Raw genomic sequence first — 20766 nt, 5'->3', positions numbered from 1 at the left:
GCGATGGACGTCAACGATGACGCGGGTTTTCTGATTAAGCGCGACGTCTTCGAATCCATCGCGAGCAAGCTCGCTCCTACAGTTGATCGCGCCAGCCATTCGCGGGACGATCACCCCGTACTATTGCGTGACTACCACCAAATCAGAGCGAGATTGGATGTGAGCAAGAGAGCCTATAACTTCTGTGCCGGTCCTGCGGCGCTTCCCGAAGCTGTCCTGAAGCGCGCTCAGGGTGAACTCCTTGATTGGCACGGCAAAGGCCTGTCGGTTATGGAAATGAGCCATCGCAGCGATGAGTTCGTGTCCATCGCCACCAAGGCCGAGCAGGATCTGCGTGATCTGCTCAATATCCCCTCCAATTATAAAGTGCTGTTCCTGCAGGGCGGTGCCAGCCAGCAATTTGCTCAGATCCCTCTGAACCTGTTGCCGGAAGATGGTACGGCCGACTATATCGATACCGGTATCTGGTCGCAGAAAGCCATCGAGGAAGCGTCGCGCTACGGAAACGTCAATGTTGCCGGTACCGCCAAGCCCTACGACTATTTTGCAATTCCCGGTCAGAACGAATGGAAGCTGTCGAAAGACGCGGCCTACGTTCACTACGCGCCGAACGAAACCATCGGCGGCCTGGAATTCCAGTGGGTCCCGGAAACCGGTGACGTCCCGCTGGTCGCCGACATGTCCTCGGACATCCTTTCGCGTCCAATCGATGTGTCGCGCTTCGGCATGATCTACGCCGGCGCACAGAAAAATATCGGTCCTAGCGGCATCGTGGTGAACATCGTTCGCGAAGACCTGCTGGGTCGCGCCCGTTCCCTGTGCCCGACCATGCTCGATTATAAGGTCGCGGCCGATAACGGCTCGATGTACAACACCCCGCCAACCCTGGCCTGGTACTTGTCCGGTCTGGTATTCGAGTGGCTGAAAGAGCAGGGTGGTGTTGAAGCCATCGGCAAGCTCAATGAAGTGAAGCAGCGCACGCTGTACGAATTCATCGACGCCAGCGGCCTGTACAGCAACCCGATCAACAAGTCGGACCGCTCGTGGATGAACGTGCCGTTCCGCCTGGCGGACGACCGTCTGGACAAGCCGTTCCTGGCCGGTGCCGAAGCGCGTGGCCTGTTGAACCTCAAGGGTCACCGTTCCGTAGGCGGCATGCGCGCCTCCATCTATAACGCCGTCGACATCGTTGCGGTCAACGCACTGATTTCGTACATGGCAGAGTTCGAGAAGGAACACGGCTAATGTCTGAGCAAGAACTCAAGGCACTGCGCGTTCGCATTGATGCTCTGGACACCAAGGTCCTGGAGCTGATCAGTGAGCGCGCACGCTGCGCCCAGGAAGTTGCGCGGGTAAAGATGGCCTCGCTGGCCGAAGGCGAAGTGCCGGTGTTCTATCGTCCCGAGCGTGAAGCTCAGGTGCTCAAGCGAGTGATGGAGCGCAACCAGGGGCCGCTGGGCAACGAAGAGATGGCGCGGCTGTTCCGCGAAATCATGTCTTCGTGCCTGGCGCTCGAACAGCCGCTGAAAGTGGCTTATCTCGGCCCCGAAGGTACCTTCACTCAAGCGGCGGCCATGAAGCATTTTGGCCACGCAGTGATCAGCAAGCCAATGGCGGCAATCGACGAAGTGTTCCGTGAAGTCGCGGCGGGTGCGGTGAATTTTGGCGTGGTTCCGGTGGAAAACTCCACCGAAGGCGCGGTCAACCACACCCTCGACAGCTTCCTCGAGCATGACATGGTCATTTGTGGCGAAGTCGAACTGCGGATTCACCATCACCTGCTGGTGGGCGAAAACACCAAGACCGACAGCATCAGCCGCATCTATTCCCATGCCCAGTCACTGGCCCAGTGCCGCAAGTGGCTGGACGCCCATTATCCGAATGTCGAGCGTGTGGCGGTTTCCAGCAACGCCGAAGCGGCCAAGCGGGTCAAGGGTGAGTGGAACTCGGCAGCGATTGCCGGCGACATGGCGGCCAGTCTTTACGGGTTGACCCGTCTGGCCGAGAAAATCGAGGATCGCCCGGATAACTCCACGCGATTCCTGATGATCGGCAGCCAGGAAGTGCCGCCGACCGGCGACGACAAGACTTCGATCATTGTCTCCATGAGCAACAAGCCCGGCGCGCTTCACGAGTTGCTGGTGCCTTTCCACGACAATGGCATCGACCTGACTCGCATCGAGACGCGTCCTTCGCGCAGCGGTAAATGGACCTACGTGTTCTTTATCGACTTCGTCGGCCACCACCGCGATCCATTGATCAAAGGTGTATTGGAAAAGATCAGTCAGGAAGCGGTAGCACTCAAAGTGCTCGGTTCCTACCCGAAAGCAGTTCTTTAAGGGCGACAGCAAAATGAGTGGTGACTTCCTCGCTCTGGCACAGCCGGGCGTGCAACAACTTTCGCCTTACGTCCCGGGCAAACCCGTGGACGAACTGGCGCGTGAGCTGGATATCGATCCGGCCAGCATCGTCAAACTGGCGAGTAACGAAAATCCGCTGGGTGCCAGTCCCAAGGCTCTGGCTGCGATTCGTGAAGAGCTGGCCGAGCTGACCCGTTATCCGGACGGCAACGGTTTTGCGCTTAAAACCCTGCTGGCCGAGCAGTGCCGCGTCGAGCTGAATCAAGTGACGCTGGGTAACGGTTCCAACGACATTCTGGAGCTGGTCGCCCGCGCCTATCTGGCGCCCGGCTTGAACGCAGTGTTCAGTGAGCACGCGTTCGCGGTGTATCCAATCGTGACTCAGGCGGTGGGTGCTGATGCACGTGTGATTCCGGCTAAAGAATGGGGGCATGACCTTTCGGCCATGCTGGCGGCAATCGACGCCAACACCCGCGTGATCTTTATCGCCAACCCGAACAATCCAACCGGGACCTGGTTCGGTGCCGAAGCACTGGATGAGTTCCTGCAGGATGTACCGGAGCACGTCCTGGTGGTGCTGGACGAGGCGTACATCGAATACGCCGAAGGCAGTGACCTGCCGGACGGTCTGGACTACCTGGCGGCGTATCCGAATCTGCTGGTTTCGCGCACATTCTCCAAAGCTTACGGCCTGGCAGCGCTGCGCGTGGGTTATGGCTTGTCTACCGCCGTGGTGGCAGACGTGCTGAATCGTGTGCGACAACCTTTTAACGTCAACAGTCTGGCCCTGGCTGCTGCCTGTGCCGCGCTGCAAGATACCGATTACCTGGCTGAAAGCCGTCGTCTGAACGAAGCGGGCATGCAGCAACTGGAAGCGGGCTTCCGCGAACTGGGGCTGAGCTGGATTGAGTCCAAAGGTAACTTCATCTGCGTCGACCTGGGGCGTGTCGCTGCTCCGGTGTTCCAGGGCTTGCTGCGCGAGGGCGTGATCGTGCGTCCGGTGGCGAACTACGGAATGCCCAACCACCTGCGCATCACCATCGGCCTGCCGGCGGAAAACAGCCGCTTCCTCGAGGCGCTGACCAAGGTTCTGGCTCGTGGTTGATGTCACTGCACTGCAATCTGCTGAACCTATGATCGGTCGCCTGGTGGTGGTCGGTCTGGGATTGATCGGCGGTTCGTTTGCCAAGGGTTTGCGTGAAAGTGGTGTGTGCCGGGAAGTGGTCGGTGTCGATCTCGATCCGCAATCGCGCAAGCTGGCGGTTGAGTTGGGTGTGGTGGATCGCTGTGAAGAAGACCTGGCCGTTGCATGCCAGGGCGCAGACGTCATTCAGTTGGCCGTGCCGATCCTGGCCATGGAAAAAATGCTCGGCCGTTTGGCGGGTATGGACCTGGGGCAAGCGATTCTTACCGACGTCGGCAGTGCCAAGGGCAACGTCGTGCGCGCGGCAACCGAAGCGTTTGGCGGCATGCCGGCGCGCTTCGTTCCGGGCCATCCGATCGCCGGTTCCGAACAGAGCGGGGTGGAAGCCTCCAATGCCGACTTGTTCCGTCGCCATAAAGTGATTCTGACGCCGCTGGATCAAACCGATCCGGCAGCACTGGCAGTGGTCGACCGGTTGTGGCGCGCACTGGGTGCCGATGTCGAGCACATGCAGGTCGAGCGCCACGATGAAGTGCTGGCGGCGACCAGCCATTTACCGCACTTGCTGGCGTTCGGTTTGGTCGATTCGTTGGCCAAGCGCAATGAAAATCTTGAGATCTTCCGTTACGCTGCCGGCGGTTTCCGCGATTTCACAAGAATCGCCGGAAGCGATCCGGTGATGTGGCACGACATCTTCCTCGCCAACCGCGAAGCTGTCCTGCGCACACTCGATACATTTCGCAGCGACCTCGACGCCTTGCGCGACGCGGTCGATGCAGGGGATGGGCACCAATTGTTGGGCGTCTTCACTCGCGCCCGGGTTGCTCGCGAACATTTCAGTAAAATCCTGGCCCGCCGGGCTTATGTGGACGCTATGAACTCCAACGACCTGATTTTCCTGGGACAACCTGGTGGCCGCCTGACTGGGCGGATTCGTGTACCGGGTGACAAATCGATTTCCCACCGCTCGATCATGCTGGGTTCCCTGGCCGAAGGCGTCACTGAAGTCGAAGGCTTCCTTGAGGGCGAAGACGCGCTGGCGACCTTGCAAGCGTTCCGCGACATGGGCGTCGTGATCGAAGGTCCGCACCACGGTCGCGTGACTATCCATGGCGTCGGGCTGCATGGCCTGAAGCCTGCGCCGGGCCCGATCTATCTGGGCAACTCCGGCACGTCGATGCGTCTGCTGTCCGGCCTTTTGGCTGCGCAGAACTTCGACAGCACCCTGACCGGTGATGCCTCGCTGTCCAAGCGCCCGATGAACCGCGTGGCCAACCCGCTGCGGGAAATGGGTGCGGTCATCGAGACTGCTGCTGAAGGTCGCCCACCGATGGTCATTCGCGGTGGCAACAAGCTTAAAGGCGTGACTTACACCATGCCGATGGCCAGCGCCCAGGTGAAATCCTGCCTGCTGCTGGCGGGTCTGTATGCCGAGGGCAAGACTACCGTCACCGAGCCGGCGCCAACCCGCGACCATACCGAACGCATGCTGCGTGGCTTCGGTTATCCGGTGACCGTCGACGGCGCTACGGCCTCGGTCGAGTCCGGCCATAAGCTCACCGCGACCCACATTGAAGTACCGGGCGACATCTCGTCGTCGGCGTTCTTCCTGGTGGCGGCTTCGATTGCTGAAGGTTCGGAGCTGGTGCTCGAGCACGTCGGCATCAACCCGACGCGTACCGGCGTGATCGATATTCTTCGCCTGATGGGCGCTGATATCACCCTGGAAAACGAGCGTGAAGTCGGTGGCGAACCTGTGGCTGATCTGCGCGTTCGTGCAGCTAAACTGAAAGGTATCGAGATTCCGGAAGAGCTGGTTCCGCTGGCGATCGACGAATTCCCGGTATTGTTCGTCGCTGCTGCTTGCGCCGAAGGCCGTACCATCCTGCGTGGGGCCGAAGAGCTGCGCGTCAAGGAATCGGACCGTATCCAGGTGATGGCGGATGGTTTGCTGGCGCTTGGTGTCAAATGCGAACCGACCCCGGACGGCATCATTATTGATGGTGGCCTGATCGGCGGTGGCGAAGTGCACGGTCACGGCGATCACCGGATTGCCATGGCATTCAGTGTTGCCTCGCTGCGCGCTACCGCGCCGATCCGCATCCATGATTGTGCGAACGTCGCGACGTCGTTTCCCAACTTCCTCGCGCTATGCGCTCAGGTCGGCATCCGCGTTGCTCAAGAGGCTCAGTCGTGAACATCAAGCCACCGGTCATCACCATCGACGGCCCAAGCGGGTCAGGCAAAGGCACTATTGCCGGTATTCTGGCCAAGCGTCTTGGCTGGTGCCTGCTGGACTCCGGTGCGTTGTACCGTTTGCTGGCATTCGCCGCCCGCAATCATGGTGTTGACCTGACGAACGAAGAGTCGTTGAAGCTATTGGCGGCTCATCTGGACGTGCAGTTCGTCGGCGCGACGGAAGGTCATCCGCAACGAATCATCCTTGAAGGTGATGACGTCACTGATGATTTGCGCAATGAGCAGGTCGGCGCGTGGGCCTCGCAAGTGGCCGCGTTGCCGGCTGTGCGCGACGCTTTACTGCAGCGCCAGCGGGCGTTTCAGGAGGCTCCGGGCCTGGTGGCCGATGGGCGCGACATGGGCACCGTGGTTTTTCCGGATGCGCCGCTGAAGATATTCCTCACTGCCAGTGCCGAGGAGCGTGCGCGCCGTCGATACTTGCAGTTGAAGGGCAAAGTCGATGGTGTTAGTCTGTCGAGTCTGCTAGATGAGATACGTGTCCGCGATGAGCGTGACACCCAGCGAGCGGTAGCCCCGCTCAAGCCGGCGGCTGACGCCATACAGCTGGATTCCACGGAATTATCCATCGATCAGGTGTTGCAACGCATCATGAGCGAAATCGCAATCCGCGATATCGCCGGGTGACCAAGAAGCGCAGCAGGGGACCAGTCATAGTCCTGCGGTGCTTCTTTAAATGAACGTAACCCACGTCGTCTGGGATGTGGAGATGGGCGTATTCTTCGCCCTTATACTCAGGAATTAAAATGAGCGAAAGCTTTGCGGAACTCTTTGAAGAAAGCCTAAAAACCCTGAACCTTCAGGCAGGCTCCATCATCACCGGTGTTATCGTTGATATCGATTACCAAGCTCGCTGGGTAACCGTTCACGCTGGCCTGAAGTCTGAAGCACTCATCCCGCTTGAGCAGTTCTACAACGACGCTGGCGATCTGACTATCAATGTCGGTGACGAAGTTCACGTTGCTCTGGACTCGGTTGAAGACGGCTTTGGTGAAACCAAGCTGTCCCGTGAAAAAGCCAAGCGCGCTGAATGCTGGATTGTTCTGGAAGCAGCCTTCGCAGCCGAAGAAGTGGTCAAGGGCGTTATCAACGGTAAGGTTAAAGGCGGCTTCACAGTCGACGTTAACGGCATCCGTGCGTTCCTGCCAGGTTCTCTGGTTGACGTTCGTCCAGTGCGCGACACCACGCACCTGGAAGGCAAAGAGCTGGAATTCAAGGTCATCAAGCTTGACCAGAAACGCAACAACGTTGTCGTTTCCCGTCGTAGCGTCCTCGAAGCCGAGAACTCCGCTGAGCGTGAAGCTCTGCTGGAATCCCTGCAGGAAGGTCAACAAGTCAAAGGTATCGTCAAAAACCTCACCGATTACGGCGCATTCGTCGATCTGGGTGGCGTCGATGGCCTGCTGCACATTACCGACATGGCTTGGAAGCGTATCAAGCATCCTTCCGAAATCGTCAACGTTGGCGACGAGATCGATGTCAAGGTTCTGAAGTACGATCGCGAACGCAATCGTGTTTCCCTGGGCCTGAAGCAACTGGGCGAAGATCCATGGGTTGCTATCAAAGCCCGTTACCCAGAAAGCACTCGCGTTACCGCTCGTGTAACCAACCTGACCGACTACGGCTGCTTCGCTGAGCTGGAAGAAGGCGTTGAAGGTCTGGTACACGTTTCCGAAATGGACTGGACCAACAAGAACATCCACCCCTCGAAAGTCGTACAAGTCGGCGACGAAGTGGAAGTTATGGTTCTGGACATCGACGAAGAGCGTCGTCGTATCTCCCTCGGCATCAAGCAGTGCAAATCTAACCCATGGGAAGATTTCTCTGGCCAGTTCAACAAGGGCGATAAAATCTCCGGCACCATCAAGTCGATCACCGATTTCGGTATCTTCATTGGTCTGGACGGCGGCATCGACGGTCTGGTTCACCTGTCCGACATCTCCTGGAACGAAGTGGGCGAAGAAGCCGTTCGCCGCTTCAAGAAGGGCGACGAGCTGGACACCGTTATCCTGTCGGTTGACCCAGAGCGCGAGCGTATCTCCCTGGGTATCAAGCAACTGGAAAGCGATCCGTTCTCCGAGTACGTTCAAGAGAACGACAAAGGCGCAATCGTTAAAGGCATCGTGAAAGAAGTTGACGCTAAAGGCGCCATCATCACTCTGGCCGACGATATCGAAGCGACTCTGAAAGCCTCCGAAATCAGCCGTGACCGCGTTGAAGACGCGCGCAACGTTCTGAAAGAAGGCCAGGAAGTAGAAGCCAAGATCATCAGCGTTGACCGCAAGAGCCGCGTAATCCAGCTCTCCATCAAGTCGAAAGACGATGCTGAAGAGAAAGAAGCAATCCAGAGCCTGCGCGACAAGCCAGCGACTTCGGAACCTGCTGCTGGTCCTACCACTCTGGGCGACCTGTTGCGTGCACAAATGGAAAAACAGAACTAAGTTCTGTCAGACCATAGAAAAAGGGCGACTTCGGTCGCCCTTTTTTGTACCCGGAATTTGGCAAAATGCTCCTGCTTCCGTAGGAGCTGCCGCAGGCTGCGATCTTTTGGTCGTTTACTTTGCTGTCCGGCACACCGTCTTGAACCAATCCCTCAAAAAAACTGTCCCTTTCTTTAACAGGATCAATTGCTTAATTGCAGCTAGTCTATAACCCAAGGTGCACATGCCTTCCGGTAGGCTGCCTGACAATAAGGAAATGGATGAACAAGCTCATTGTCGTTGTAGTAGCGGTACTGACATTAGCGGGCTGTACCACAAGTGCCAAGACGCATGCCGTCCGTGGAGTCAGTGGGATAGAGGTTGATTGTTCGGGGCTGGGGTCGGGGTGGGAGAAGTGCCAGAAGCGCGCAGTTAAGGAATGCAAAGGCTCAGGTTACAAGGTTATTGCAAGATCTGATGATGCCAAGGAAGAGGATGAATTCCCCTTCGGCTTCAATCCTGCGGGGTATCTGACCCGCACTATGCTGGTTATCTGTCGGTAGTGGATGAAGGAACTATCTGACGCCTGAAGCGCTGAAAACAGGCGAGTCAAGCCTGCTGAATATATGTCGAAGCCTGGACTGTTCAAATAGCTCCGAGCGTGCTAAAACCTTTGAAGCGCTGATCTAGCTGCTTGAAAAAGAAGGGAAAAATATGACGAAGTCGGAGTTGATCGAACGAATTGTCACCCATCAAGGGCTGCTCTCATCCAAGGATGTGGAGCTGGCCATCAAGACCATGCTTGAACAAATGTCTCAATGCCTGGCCACTGGCGATCGTATCGAGATCCGTGGATTTGGCAGCTTCTCCTTGCACTACCGCGCACCGCGGGTGGGGCGTAATCCCAAGACCGGTCAGTCGGTTAGCCTCGATGGCAAGTTCGTTCCTCATTTCAAGCCGGGGAAGGAGCTTCGGGATCGGGTTAATGAGGATGAGGAGGAGGGCGGTGATCTTTGAGCACGTAAAGGAGGTGTGCTGTGCGCCGGTTTAAACGTGTCGCGTTGGCGGCATTGGTTTCGCTGTTAATTTTTTTGGTGGTTATTTTTGTATTAGAGAATCGCCAGCCGACATCGCTGGTCTTTTTTGGATGGTCCTCCGTCCAGATGCCGGTGGCCGGCTACGTGGTTTTGGCGTTGCTCTTAGGGATGATCATGGGGCCGCTGTTGGCATGGCTTTTTGGTCGCAGAACCGGGCTTCGTTCCTAGCTCGGTCTTCGCCTCACCAGATCGACTCTCGTCGGGAAACCGTGGCACGTCCGTGTTATTATTTCACCCTGTATGGGGGTTTCTGATAGCATATCCCGCGTTTTTTCAATCGGTTTTCAATATGAACTATAAATGGATAGCACGGTAGTATTCTAAAGATCCACTGTAGGCTGATTGAGTTTTTTTTTAAGCTATGTAATAGAATTAAATGAAGGGCAAAAAAATCTCATGCAAAATAGTAACAATAAACATGGCTCTTCAGTTGAAATAGATCTTTTTGAAGTGTTTGGTGCTGTTTGGAATCGTAAATGGCTAGTTGTTAGCATTACGTTGGCATTTGGTCTTTTAGCTGCCGGTTATGCATTTTTCTCAACCCCAATTTATGAGTCGAAGTATTATATCGCCCCGCCTACTGTTAATGATATTGCAAATCTTAACTACGGACGTGCAGACAGGTCTGATCTTAAACCATTCTCGGTTGAACAGGTGTACAAAGCTTTTTTGCAAAATCTTCAATCCGAATCGCAGCGACGAGTTTTTTTTGAATCCACTTATTTGCCAGCCTTGGCGGAGAGCTCTGTAAAAGTCCCCTATGGTGCTTTATACGAATCTTTTTCGAAAGACATCACCGTAGCTCCGGTGGGAAAGGAAGAGGACGGCCGCTGGTCGGTCTCCCTCCAAAGTCGCAGTCCTGAGCGTGCCATGGAGTGGGTGGGCCTGTATGTAAGCCAAGTAGGCGATAATACAGCTCGCGAGTTGGCTCAAAATGCGAAAAAAGAAGTTTCAGTACTCGGACGTAATATCGCTCTGGAAATCAATACACTCCGTGAATCTAGCCGCAGAGTGCGTCAAGACACGATTAGCAAAATCCGTGAAGCCCTTATCATCGCTAAATCAAGCGGTCTGGAGGATACGGTAGTCTTCTCTAGTGGATCTGACAAATTGGCTGGAGGTATGTTCGAGGACAATACCTACATGCGAGGCAGCAAAGCATTGCAGGCTGAGTTGATGAACCTTGAAGCTCGCGAATCTGATGACCCTTTCACCCCTGGATTGCGAAAACTACAAAAGGACGCTGACTTCTACAAGCAGTTGGAAGCAGAAAGATATGATATCGCTGTTTACCGGCATGATGGGGTATTGGATCTTCCTCTCTCACCAATCAAACCCAAGAAAGTGCTGATTGTATTTCTTGGGCTGGTCATAGGTGGTCTGTTAGGTTGCGCCCTCGCACTGTTGCAGCACTTCGTCTTCAATCGCAGAAATAATGATGCCGCGGCCGATACCCGCTCATAGTAAGCCTACTGCTGATTGGGTTGCTTGTCGGAAAAGCAGACCAACGAACGCGTATAGCCGTAGCGTGGTCACTTCGAGTGTAAACTGATGTCAAAACAGGGCCAGGTTGTAGACTACCCTGCTGATTGGCCGTTGACCGCGTGAGGGTCCGGGAAATGCCACGCGCTTGGCGAGAGGCTCGCCGGATCTCTTGTGACTCTCAAAGAATGATGCAAACGCTTGCCAGGTAAGAATTAATAACGAACAGCGTACATAGATCGCTGTTTCGGTTTGAGGAGAGAATGTTGAAAATATTAGTGACCGGTGGCGCTGGATTTATTGGTTCGGCAGTAGTCCGCCATATCATCGCCAATACCAAGGATTCGGTGGTCAATCTGGATAAATTGACCTATGCAGGTAATCTGGAATCACTGGGTGAAAGCGCCAAAAGTGACCGATATGCCTTCGAGCGGGTTGATATCTGTGATGGCGAGCAATTGCAGCGTGTTTTTGCGGAGCATCGCCCTGATGCCGTCATGCACCTTGCAGCAGAGTCCCATGTTGATCGCTCGATCAGCGGTCCTTCTGATTTTATTCAGACTAATATCGTTGGCACCTACACGCTGCTCGAAGCTGTCCGTCAGTACTGGAAAAGCCTGGAGCCGCAAGCGCAAGAAAGCTTTCGCTTCCATCACATCTCCACAGACGAAGTATATGGCGACCTTGATGGGCCGGAAGATCTGTTTACCGAGCAGACGCCGTATCAGCCAAGCTCCCCTTATTCGGCCAGCAAAGCTAGCTCCGACCACCTGGTTCGGGCGTGGAGCCGAACCTATGGTCTTCCAGCAATCGTCACCAACTGCTCGAATAACTACGGTCCATGCCATTTTCCTGAGAAGCTAATTCCACTCGTCATTTTGAATGCACTAGAAGGCAAGCCTTTACCTATCTACGGCAAGGGTGACCAGGTGCGTGACTGGTTGTATGTAGAAGATCATGCCCGTGCCCTCTATAAGGTCGTTACGGAAGGCGAAGTCGGCGAAACCTACAATATTGGCGGTCACAACGAGAAGAAGAATCTCGAGGTGGTGCACGCGGTCTGCGGTTTGTTGGACGAACTTTGCCCGGAGTCCCCGCATCGTCCTCACGCGCACTTGATCACTTATGTCCAGGATCGTCCAGGGCACGATCAGCGTTATGCCATCGACGCCAGCAAAATACAGCGTGAGCTGGGCTGGTCTCCAGAAGAGACGTTCGATTCGGGTATTCGCAAGACTGTTGAGTGGTATCTCGGCAACCAACCTTGGGTTGACCACGTGAAGAGCGGCAGCTACCAACAATGGATAGATCAAAACTATTCTGAGCGAAAAGCCTGAGATGAAAGTTTTGTTGCTGGGTAAAAACGGACAGGTCGGCTGGGAGCTTCAACGCTCCCTGGCGACGTTGGGCGACGTCGTGGCTCTGGACCGCAACACTGAAAATGGTCTAAGCGGTGATCTAGCAGATATCGAAGCGTTGCGGGCCACGATCCGACAGATCGCTCCGGACTTCATTGTCAATGCGGCTGCCTATACTGCCGTGGATAAAGCCGAGTCCGACAAGGACCTCGCGTTACAGATTAATGCTACGGCTGTGCAGGCAATCGCCGAAGAGGCTGGCAAGCTTGGATGCTGGTTTGTGCATTTCTCCACGGATTACGTATTCGATGGCCAAGGCTCTACGCCATGGCAGGAAAGCGATGCGGTTTCTCCGGTCAATTACTACGGCGCGACGAAGTTGATGGGGGAGCAGGCCATTGAGGCTTCAGGCTGCAATTACCTGATTTTTCGTACGAGCTGGGTTTTTGGAGCGAGAGGCAGCAACTTTGCGAAAACGATGCTACGCCTTGCCGCAGATCGTAGCGAACTCAACGTTATCGCTGACCAGATTGGCGCACCGACAGGCGCTGATCTGATCGCAGATGTTTGCGCGGTTACAATCAGAAAAGCATTGATCGATCCCTCGGTAAAAGGGGTGTATCACTTGGCAGCCGCTGGGTTTACTTCGTGGCACGAGTACGCTCAATTGGTTATCGATCACGGAAAATCGTTGGCGGTGCCGCTGCAGGTACAAGTCATAAACCCAATACCCACATCGCAGTTTCCGACGCCCGCGCGTCGGCCATTGAATTCCCGGCTTAATACCGAGAAACTGCGCGAGACTTTTTCCATCCACTTGCCCGAATGGCGAAGTGGTGTGACTCGGATGTTAAAGGAAGTGTTAGAAAAATGACGGTCATCAAACGCAAAGGCATCATTCTGGCTGGCGGTTCTGGTACGCGCTTGCACCCATTGACGTTGGGCGTGTCGAAACAGATGCTGCCTATCTTCGACAAGCCTATGATCTTTTACCCGTTGTCCGTGCTGATGCTGGCCGGCATGCGCGAAATCCTGATTATTTCCACTCCTGAAGATTTACCTTGCTTTAAAAAGCTGCTGGGCGACGGTAGCCAGTATGGTATCGAGCTCAGCTACGCCGAGCAGCCAAGCCCGGATGGACTTGCGCAGGCCTTTATCATTGGCGAAGAGTTCATTGGCGAAGATCCTTGCTGTCTGATCCTGGGCGACAACATTTTCTACGGACAACATTTCTCCGACAATTTGCGCTCGGCAATGTCCCAGACATCGGGTGCAACGGTATTCGGCTATCACGTCTCTGACCCAGAGCGCTTTGGGGTTGTAGAATTTGACAGCACTGGCCGCGCCCTCAGCATTGAGGAAAAACCAGTTCATCCTAAATCGAATTACGCCGTCACGGGTTTGTACTTCTATGACAACCGAGTCGTGCAGATTGCCAAGAGCATCCAGCCATCTCCACGTGGAGAGTTGGAAATTACTGATGTGAACAAGGCTTACCTCGACGACAAATCGTTGACCGTCGAAATGCTGGGTCGAGGCTTCGCCTGGTTGGACACTGGCACTCACGAGTCACTGTTGGAAGCAAGTCATTTCGTACATACCATAGAGCATCGCCAAGGGCTTAAAGTGGCTTGCCTCGAAGAAATTGCATTCAACAGCGGTTGGATCTCGCCTGAGCGTTTGGGCGAACAAGCGGAAAAACTGAAAAAGACCGGATATGGGCAGTATCTGCAAAAACTGCTGGCAGAGGCCGCCGGCGAATGAAGCTGATCCAAACTTCGATTCCCGACGTCGTCATCATTGAACCGGCTGTTTTCGGCGACGAGCGTGGTTGGTTCATGGAAAGTTTCAACCAGGAAAAATTTCACGCCAGCCTGACTGATCTTGGCTTGCCGCTACCTCGTGCTTTTGTCCAGGATAATCACTCCTGCTCGGCGAAGGGCGTGTTGCGAGGTTTGCATTTTCAACGCGCGCCACATGCACAAGGTAAGTTGGTTCGTGTCGTCAAGGGCTCGGCGTTCGACGTTGCCGTGGACATCCGGCCGGATTCGGCGACGTATCTGAAGTGGGTGGGTGTCGAACTCAATGACAGCAACCACAGGATGCTGTGGATTCCGGAGGGCTTTGCTCACGGTTTCGTGGCGATGCAAGACGATACGCATTTTCTATATAAAACCACCGATTACTATGACAAGGCTTCCGAGGGAGCGCTTCATTGGAGCGATCCGCAACTTGGCATAGATTGGCCGGGCTCGGATAGCTACATCATCAGCGAAAAAGATGATCAAGCGCCCCATGTCGACAGTTTGTCGGTGACTCAGTAATGAGCTTGATAAAGTTTCTGGACATCAAGACGTTGGGTGATGAGCGTGGTCATTTGATCGCGCTGGAGAATGACAAAAACATTCCGTTTGCCGTTAAGCGTGTCTATTACTTGACCGACACACAACCCTGCGTCCCTCGCGGTTTTCATGCTCACAAAGAGTTGACGCAAGTTGCCGTCTGCGTATCAGGGCGTTGCTTGATGAAAATGGACGATGGTTCCAGCAAGGAAGAAGTCTGGCTGGACGCTCCTGATAAGGCCATTGTTATCGGCAAGATGATCTGGCACGAAATGCACGAATTTAGCGCAGATTGTGTGCTATTGGTCTTGGCCAGCGATTTTTACGACGAACAGGATTACATCAGAAATTACGATGCGTTTCTGGAGTTAATCAAGCATGCCTAAAATTCATCCACTCGCCGATGTGAAAAGTGCGAATATCGGGAAAGATACTCGTATATGGCAGTTTTCGGTTGTTTTCGACGGCGCTATTATCGGCGAAAACTGCAATATATGTGCACATACGTTAGTGGAAAACGGTGTGACGGTGGGGAATAACGTCACCATTAAATCTGGCGTTTTTCTCTGGGAAGGCACCGTTGTCGCTGATAATGTGTTTATCGGCCCGAATGCGACTTTCACCAATGATGCAATGCCGCGTTCCAAAGTTTATCCGCAAGCGTTTTCAGGGATCACAATCAAGCAAGGTGCCAGCATTGGCGCCAACGCCACAATACTACCCGGTGTAGTCATCGGCGAAGAGGCCATGGTTGGCGCGGGTGCAGTAGTTGTCGCAGATGTTCCGGATCGTGCTGTCGTCGTGGGTAACCCAGCCAAAGTTATTAGGTATCTGACCAAATGATAAGTTTCCTTGATCTGAAATCCATCAACCAGGCGTGCCGTCGTGAGCTTATCGAAGCCTGTACGCGCGTGATTGATTCTGGTTGGTATATCGGAGGGAGCGAGCTTCAACAGTTTGAGAGTAGTTACGCCGAGTACTGCGGAACCAAACATTGCGTTGGCGTCGCTAATGGCCTGGATGCTTTGGTCCTTGTGATTCGCGCTTGGAAGGAACTGGGATACCTGAACGAGGGCGACGAGGTCCTCGTTCCGTCCAATACCTATATTGCCAGCATTCTCGCCATATCGGAAAATGGCTTGGTTCCCGTGCTCGTGGAGCCTGACCCGGCGACATTCAATATGTGCTCTGTTAATGCCGAGGCGGCGATTACCGTCAGAACAAAAGCGATCCTGCCAGTTCATCTTTATGGCCGGCTGGCTGATATGACAGCAATAACGGCACTTGCTGAGCGTGCCAATTTGCTCGTACTCGAGGATTCCGCCCAATCTCACGGGGCGAGTTTAGCGGGTAAAAGAGCGGGTAATTGGGGTCACGCTTCAGGTTTTAGTTTTTATCCTGGTAAAAACCTCGGTGCGTTGGGTGATGCGGGTGCGGTGACGACAAATGATGATCTTTTGGCGGATACACTTCGAGCACTGAGAAACTATGGTTCCCATGAGAAGTATAAGAATCTGTATCGAGGCGTGAACAGTCGTCTGGATGAAATTCAGGCGGCCTGTCTCTCGGTCAAATTGAAATATCTGGATGATCAAACTTCGCACCGTCGCCAGATAGCTGATCTCTACACTCGCACCATTAACAATCCAGCAATTGTATTGCCAGTTGCCCTGGACTTTAACCCGTCCAATAACGAAAGCCATGTATGGCACGTTTATACCGTTCTGTGCGAGCAGCGTGACGCACTTCAAAGGCACCTGTTGGAGAGTGGTGTGCAGACGTTGATTCACTACCCAATTCCACCGCATCACCAGCAAGCTTATGCCGAGTTGTCTGCAAACTCTTTGCCCGTTTCAGAAAAAATCCACCAGCAGATTCTTAGCTTGCCTATGGGGCCGACTTTATCGTTGATCGATGCAGAAGCTGTGGTGCGGGCGTGCAATAGTTTTGTAGCTACAGGCACTAAATGAACCTCATTAGAACAAGTCTTTTAAATGGGATTTCAGTTGTCGTCAAGATGTTTACGCTGTTGGGTATTAATAAGATCCTAGCGCTGTACGTAGGCCCTTCTGGCTATGCAGCGTTAGGGCAGCTCCAAAACGCGTTGACGATGATTACGACTTTATCCAGTGGTGCGGTCAATACTGGAGTTACCAAATACACCGCTGAGTACATCGACGAGCCCGGAAAGCAGCATGCTGTCTGGAAAACTGCGACGACGCTTGCCGTGGCGGGATCCCTCATTGTCGGCGTAGCGGTTGCCGTGTTTAGCAATGAGCTGTCATCGTATTTTTTCAAGACTGATGTTTATGGCAGTGTATTTATCTGGGTTGCGATTTCGCTGTTCTTCTTTACTTTTAATGCGCTTTTGTTAGCGATTATCAACGGAAAGAAAGATGTCAAAACACTTGTCATTGCTAATATAGCGGGAAGTTTTTTTTCGCTGATCGTGACAGGGTTCCTGACCTGGTTTTTTGGGTTATATGGTGCGCTCGTCTCATTGGGCATTTATCAGGCCTTGGCATTTGTTACAACGGTGTTCCTCTGTCGGACGTCAGCGTGGTTTCGAGTCGATTATTTTTTTGGTCGGTTGGATAAAACAGTAGCGATCAATCTCAGCAAATTTGCGGCGATGGCGTTAACCACGGCGGCCTGTGTGCCGTTGGCGCAGATCCTCATTCGAAATCATCTTATTAGTAATTTTGGTGTCGAGTACGCTGGTTACTGGGAGGCTATGTGGCGACTCAGTAGTGCCTATCTGTTATTGGTTACTACCACGTTGGGGGTTTATTACTTGCCCCGATTATCTGAGTTGGTAGGATATGATGCTGTCGTTAAGGAAGTTTCCGAAGGCTACAAATTTATACTTCCTGTGGCGATTACCTGCTGCATCGTGGTCTACTTTCTTCGTGATTTCGTCATTCAGGTATTGTTCACTGAACAGTTTCTGCCGATGAGGGATCTGTTCGCCTTTCAGTTGATTGGTGATGTGATGAAAATTGGTAGCTGGATCTTGGCTTATGTCATGCTGGGCAAGGCAATGTACAAACTTTATATAGTGACCGAGATTGTCTTCGCCGTGTCATTCTATGGTTTCGTTCTGCTATTTACTCGTTGGCACGGGTTCCAAGGAGTTGTCGAAGGCTATGCTTTTAACTACCTGCTTTATTGGATTGTCATGTTTGTTTGCATTGCTGTCGCATTGAAGAGAAATGCCAGTGGTGCCGATGAGTCGCCGAATAAGAGAAGTCAATGAAAATTCTGATTCCCGTGCTAGCTTTCTCACCGGCAGGCGGGATGCGCGTACTTTCCAAGCTTTCAAGTCAACTCATTGAAGAGGGGCATGAAGTCGATTTTCTGGGGCCGCATTTTATCAACGAGCCCTACTACCCGACGGAGGCAAAGATCAGGACCTTCCGGAACTATTTTCACCATGTTCCGGTCGTCCGCGGTATTTTCAATCTTGTTGGTATGTTTCTGTTTATTTTGCGGCATCGTAAGGATTACGATGTCTTTCTCGCCAATTATAATTTGACCGCCTTTCCGGTTGCGCTCGGTTCTCTGGGAAGCGGGAAAGGTTTTTATTATATTCAAGCTTATGAGCCTGAGTTCTACAATAAAAAATCGGCAGTAGGTTTTTTAAGCTATTTGATGGCTTCGCTGTCTTATTTTTTGCCACTTAAACGTATTGTCAACGGCGCAATTTATAAAAATTATAAACTGGTCAGCTCTCAATGTGTGGTAGAGCCAGGTATTGATCTCGAGACTTACGTGTTTACCCCCAAGCAGGCGGGCGTTGAGGAAATTGTTGTCGGATGTATAGGGCGAGAACTAGCCTGGAAAGGCACTTACGAGATCATCGAAGCCGTAAAGGCGGTTCGAGAAGCTACAGGTAAGAACCTCGTACTCAACGTAGCGTTTGAGTTGCCAAAATCGGTGGACTTGGTGAAGTATGACTTTGTCCGCTTGACGACTCCTCATGGTGATAAACATCTTGCTGAATTCTATCGCTGTTCGGATCTGTTCATCGCAACCGGTTTGATTCAGGACGGTGCATTCCATTATCCATGCCTTGAATCGCTCGCGTCAGGTTGCATCGTCATTTCTAACTACGGTCCCGCCAACAACGATAATGCTTTGTTCATTAACGTCGTGACGAAAGAAAAAATCGCAGAGCAGATTATGGTCTATCTTTCATTGCGTGAGGATGAACTGGCGAGTATGCGGACTCATGCGAAAAGTGATGTGAAAGCGTATGGGTGGTCGGCGATAGCTAAAAAAATGCTTGATTCATTTGCCCTGCTGGGTAAGTGAGTTTTTAATATATTATGAGTTCCTACATGAAAATTTCCGTCGCCGCCGTTGTTGTGCTCTTCAAACCGGATCTGGTCATTCTTGATCGTTTGCTCAAAAGCCTTATTGGTCAAGTTGACTCGGTTTATATTGTTGATAACACGCCTGGCGCAGACTTGGAAAGCTATCCTGAATCGTTCTCCGGGGAATCTTGGACCTATCACCCACTCAAGGATAATCTTGGCATTGCGCGGGCTCATAACGCAGGTATTGATTTAGCGAGGGAGGCTGGCCATTCTCACGTGCTTCTGATGGATCAAGACAGCGCGTTGGCACCTGGCACAGTCGACACGTTGGTGGCTGAGGAGCAGAAACTACTGGCAGAGGGGAAAAAAGTCGGCGCCATCGGGCCCGTTGTCGTAGATGAGAAGACGGGAGAAGCGGCGCCTGCAATTACTCCAACCCGTTTTGGTGGAAAAAGAACACCGATTGACCTCAAGACACAGGAACCCGTGGCGACCAGTTACATTATTGCCTCTGGCTCGCTTATTAGCCTGTCGGTCTTGAAAACTGTAGGTGGAATGAAAGATGAGTTTTTTATCGACTGGGTTGATATTGAATGGGGAGAGCGGGCAGCGTCATTTGGCTACATCTCCTACCTGACGCCCTTAGTGTCAATGCGCCATAGTATTGGAGATGAGTTTGTCGAATTCATGGGACGCAAAATCAATCTTCACACTGATTTTCGCAACTATTTTATCGTCAGGAACGCGACTTATCTTGTTCTCTGGGGGCAAATAAGCATTGCCAGTCGTCTGCAATTGGCACGCAGGGTTCCCCTTTACGTGATTTATTACTCGCTCTGTTCAAGGAGAAAATGGTATTCGGCAAAGCTTCTGTGCCTTGCTGTTTACGATGGTGTAATCAAAAAAATGTTCAAGGGCCGTTTTTAATGTTGTACGTGTCTATTTTTCTCTGGACTGCCATGGGGGCAGGTTTTTCCTTTGTTAATGATAGTCGAGCATTAAAAATTTTTGGTTTCATTGTCTTCTGCTTTTTGACCGTATACCTCGTTTTTTTTGCGGGGTTGCGCGCACCGGATATCGCGCCGGATTACTTCAATTATGTTGAATGGTTGCACCGCGCTGGCAAGTCAATCGACACTATTGCTGCCGAATTTAAAGATCCGGGTTTTCTGCTCTTGTTTAGCGTAGTTCACTGGCTTGGGTTGCCAGACTTCGCGTTTTTTTGTGTGGTAGCCGGCATTTCTATTTTGGCAAAATCTGTCTTTTCAAAAGAAGTGCTTAGCGGTTATTTTTCTTATTTTATTTTTTTCCTAATTTTTTCGAGGTTTTTCATCGTTCATGATCTGGTTCAGGTCCGCGTGGGAGTAGCGATCGCGCTGGCGTCCTGCGCCTTGATGTTTTTTTACAAGGGCCAAAGTCTTAAAGGGCTATTGCTTTTTTGCTTTGGTCTTAGTTTTCATCTGTCAGTTATCATGTTTTTTCCAGTGTTTATATTATTGATGTCTGGATTCAAGGGGTTTAGTCGAGGGCTCATACTCTCGATTATTATTGCTTCGTTTGCGTTGAGTAGCTTGATTTCCGGCCTATCTGGATGGCTGGGCGGTTTCAGCAGGCTCGCACCCTACCTGAACGGTGAATATCAAACGAGTGCGCTCTCTCTATTGTCGTTCTATTTTCTGATTCGGCTATCTATAATTTCTTTCATACTGCTTGCTTTTTATCAAGTGCTTTCTGATGTTGAACGATTTGTGCTGAGCATTTCCGTCATTGGTCTTGCATTGCAAATTTTGTTTAGCTGGAACGATTCGTTGTCGCTAAGGACCGCAGAGTTGTTCGGCTTTTTTGATATGGTGACGTTTGTAATGTTGATGCGTTTTTTCGACTGCAAAAGTAAAATTGTCTATGGTGTTTTCCTCTTCGCCATAGCCGGAGCTTTTTACGCCTCGTCATTGAAGATTATCGACGCCTATGCTTCGGTGTTGTCTTGA

General features: G+C 52.6%; 21 protein-coding genes. All 21 read left to right on the top strand.

Going from position 1 to position 20766, the window contains the following annotated elements:
- Window positions 1-159 precede the first annotated feature (159 nt).
- The 21 genes from serC (at window position 160) to GBC55_RS00085 (ending at window position 20766) form a co-directional block, all read left to right on the top strand.
- A complete protein-coding gene (gene serC / locus GBC55_RS00185; protein ID WP_162436107.1) occupies window positions 160-1245 on the top strand; it encodes a 3-phosphoserine/phosphohydroxythreonine transaminase in 1086 nt (361 codons plus the stop codon).
- The gene (pheA, locus tag GBC55_RS00180; RefSeq protein ID WP_162436108.1) at window positions 1245-2339 is read left to right on the top strand and encodes a prephenate dehydratase; all 1095 of its coding nucleotides are present in this window, start codon (window positions 1245-1247) and stop codon (window positions 2337-2339) included. Before serC ends, pheA begins: the two co-directional genes overlap by 1 nt.
- A gap of 13 nt (window positions 2340-2352) precedes the next feature.
- Window positions 2353-3465 (top strand): histidinol-phosphate transaminase, encoded by a 1113-nt coding sequence (hisC, locus tag GBC55_RS00175; RefSeq protein ID WP_162436109.1) that lies wholly within the window; start codon window positions 2353-2355, stop codon window positions 3463-3465.
- 28 nt (window positions 3466-3493) lie between these two features.
- Window positions 3494-5701, top strand: a complete 2208-nt coding sequence (locus tag GBC55_RS00170; protein WP_247266845.1) for a bifunctional prephenate dehydrogenase/3-phosphoshikimate 1-carboxyvinyltransferase — start codon at window positions 3494-3496, stop codon at window positions 5699-5701.
- On the top strand, window positions 5698-6387 hold the full coding sequence (gene cmk, locus GBC55_RS00165; protein WP_045060592.1) for a (d)CMP kinase: 690 nt from the start codon (window positions 5698-5700) through the stop codon (window positions 6385-6387). Before GBC55_RS00170 ends, cmk begins: the two co-directional genes overlap by 4 nt.
- Before the next feature lie 119 nt (window positions 6388-6506).
- Window positions 6507-8201, top strand: coding sequence for a 30S ribosomal protein S1 (rpsA, locus tag GBC55_RS00160; protein WP_162436111.1), 1695 nt, complete (start codon window positions 6507-6509; stop codon window positions 8199-8201).
- A gap of 260 nt (window positions 8202-8461) precedes the next feature.
- A complete protein-coding gene (locus GBC55_RS00155; protein ID WP_162436112.1) occupies window positions 8462-8743 on the top strand; it encodes a hypothetical protein in 282 nt (93 codons plus the stop codon).
- A 151-nt stretch (window positions 8744-8894) separates the two neighbouring features.
- Window positions 8895-9197, top strand: a complete 303-nt coding sequence (gene ihfB, locus GBC55_RS00150) for an integration host factor subunit beta (protein ID WP_162436113.1) — start codon at window positions 8895-8897, stop codon at window positions 9195-9197.
- Between the two features lie 20 nt (window positions 9198-9217).
- Entirely contained in the window at window positions 9218-9445 is a 228-nt protein-coding gene (locus GBC55_RS00145) for a lipopolysaccharide assembly protein LapA domain-containing protein (protein ID WP_162436114.1), read from the top strand.
- 174 nt (window positions 9446-9619) lie between these two features.
- Complete coding sequence (locus GBC55_RS00140; RefSeq protein ID WP_247266834.1) at window positions 9620-10741, top strand: Wzz/FepE/Etk N-terminal domain-containing protein; 1122 nt, start codon at window positions 9620-9622, stop codon at window positions 10739-10741.
- A 284-nt stretch (window positions 10742-11025) separates the two neighbouring features.
- A complete protein-coding gene (rfbB, locus tag GBC55_RS00135) occupies window positions 11026-12096 on the top strand; it encodes a dTDP-glucose 4,6-dehydratase (protein WP_178114272.1) in 1071 nt (356 codons plus the stop codon).
- A gap of 1 nt (window position 12097) precedes the next feature.
- Window positions 12098-12991, top strand: coding sequence for a dTDP-4-dehydrorhamnose reductase (gene rfbD / locus GBC55_RS00130; protein ID WP_162436116.1), 894 nt, complete (start codon window positions 12098-12100; stop codon window positions 12989-12991).
- A complete protein-coding gene (gene rfbA / locus GBC55_RS00125) occupies window positions 12988-13881 on the top strand; it encodes a glucose-1-phosphate thymidylyltransferase RfbA (RefSeq protein WP_162436117.1) in 894 nt (297 codons plus the stop codon). Before rfbD ends, rfbA begins: the two co-directional genes overlap by 4 nt.
- Window positions 13878-14441: a dTDP-4-dehydrorhamnose 3,5-epimerase gene (gene rfbC, locus GBC55_RS00120; protein WP_162436118.1), complete on the top strand. Its 564-nt coding sequence runs from the start codon at window positions 13878-13880 to the stop codon at window positions 14439-14441. The genes rfbA and rfbC overlap by 4 nt, the downstream gene beginning before the upstream one ends.
- The gene (locus GBC55_RS00115) at window positions 14441-14845 is read left to right on the top strand and encodes an FdtA/QdtA family cupin domain-containing protein (RefSeq protein WP_162436119.1); all 405 of its coding nucleotides are present in this window, start codon (window positions 14441-14443) and stop codon (window positions 14843-14845) included. Before rfbC ends, GBC55_RS00115 begins: the two co-directional genes overlap by 1 nt.
- Window positions 14838-15302 (top strand): acyltransferase, encoded by a 465-nt coding sequence (locus GBC55_RS00110; RefSeq protein WP_162436120.1) that lies wholly within the window; start codon window positions 14838-14840, stop codon window positions 15300-15302. The genes GBC55_RS00115 and GBC55_RS00110 overlap by 8 nt, the downstream gene beginning before the upstream one ends.
- Window positions 15299-16429, top strand: a complete 1131-nt coding sequence (locus GBC55_RS00105) for a DegT/DnrJ/EryC1/StrS family aminotransferase (protein ID WP_162436121.1) — start codon at window positions 15299-15301, stop codon at window positions 16427-16429. Before GBC55_RS00110 ends, GBC55_RS00105 begins: the two co-directional genes overlap by 4 nt.
- Window positions 16426-17715 (top strand): O-antigen translocase, encoded by a 1290-nt coding sequence (locus tag GBC55_RS00100; protein ID WP_162436122.1) that lies wholly within the window; start codon window positions 16426-16428, stop codon window positions 17713-17715. The genes GBC55_RS00105 and GBC55_RS00100 overlap by 4 nt, the downstream gene beginning before the upstream one ends.
- Window positions 17712-18773: a glycosyltransferase family 4 protein gene (locus tag GBC55_RS00095; RefSeq protein WP_162436123.1), complete on the top strand. Its 1062-nt coding sequence runs from the start codon at window positions 17712-17714 to the stop codon at window positions 18771-18773. The genes GBC55_RS00100 and GBC55_RS00095 overlap by 4 nt, the downstream gene beginning before the upstream one ends.
- A gap of 26 nt (window positions 18774-18799) precedes the next feature.
- Complete coding sequence (locus tag GBC55_RS00090; RefSeq protein WP_162436124.1) at window positions 18800-19705, top strand: glycosyltransferase family 2 protein; 906 nt, start codon at window positions 18800-18802, stop codon at window positions 19703-19705.
- A gap of 8 nt (window positions 19706-19713) precedes the next feature.
- Window positions 19714-20766: an EpsG family protein gene (locus tag GBC55_RS00085; RefSeq protein WP_162436125.1), complete on the top strand. Its 1053-nt coding sequence runs from the start codon at window positions 19714-19716 to the stop codon at window positions 20764-20766.

The organism is Pseudomonas sp. TNT3, from assembly GCF_010095445.2.
Classification (GTDB): domain Bacteria; phylum Pseudomonadota; class Gammaproteobacteria; order Pseudomonadales; family Pseudomonadaceae; genus Aquipseudomonas.
Note: the sequence above shows the minus strand (reverse complement) of the source record. Positions and strands in the feature narration are given on the sequence as shown.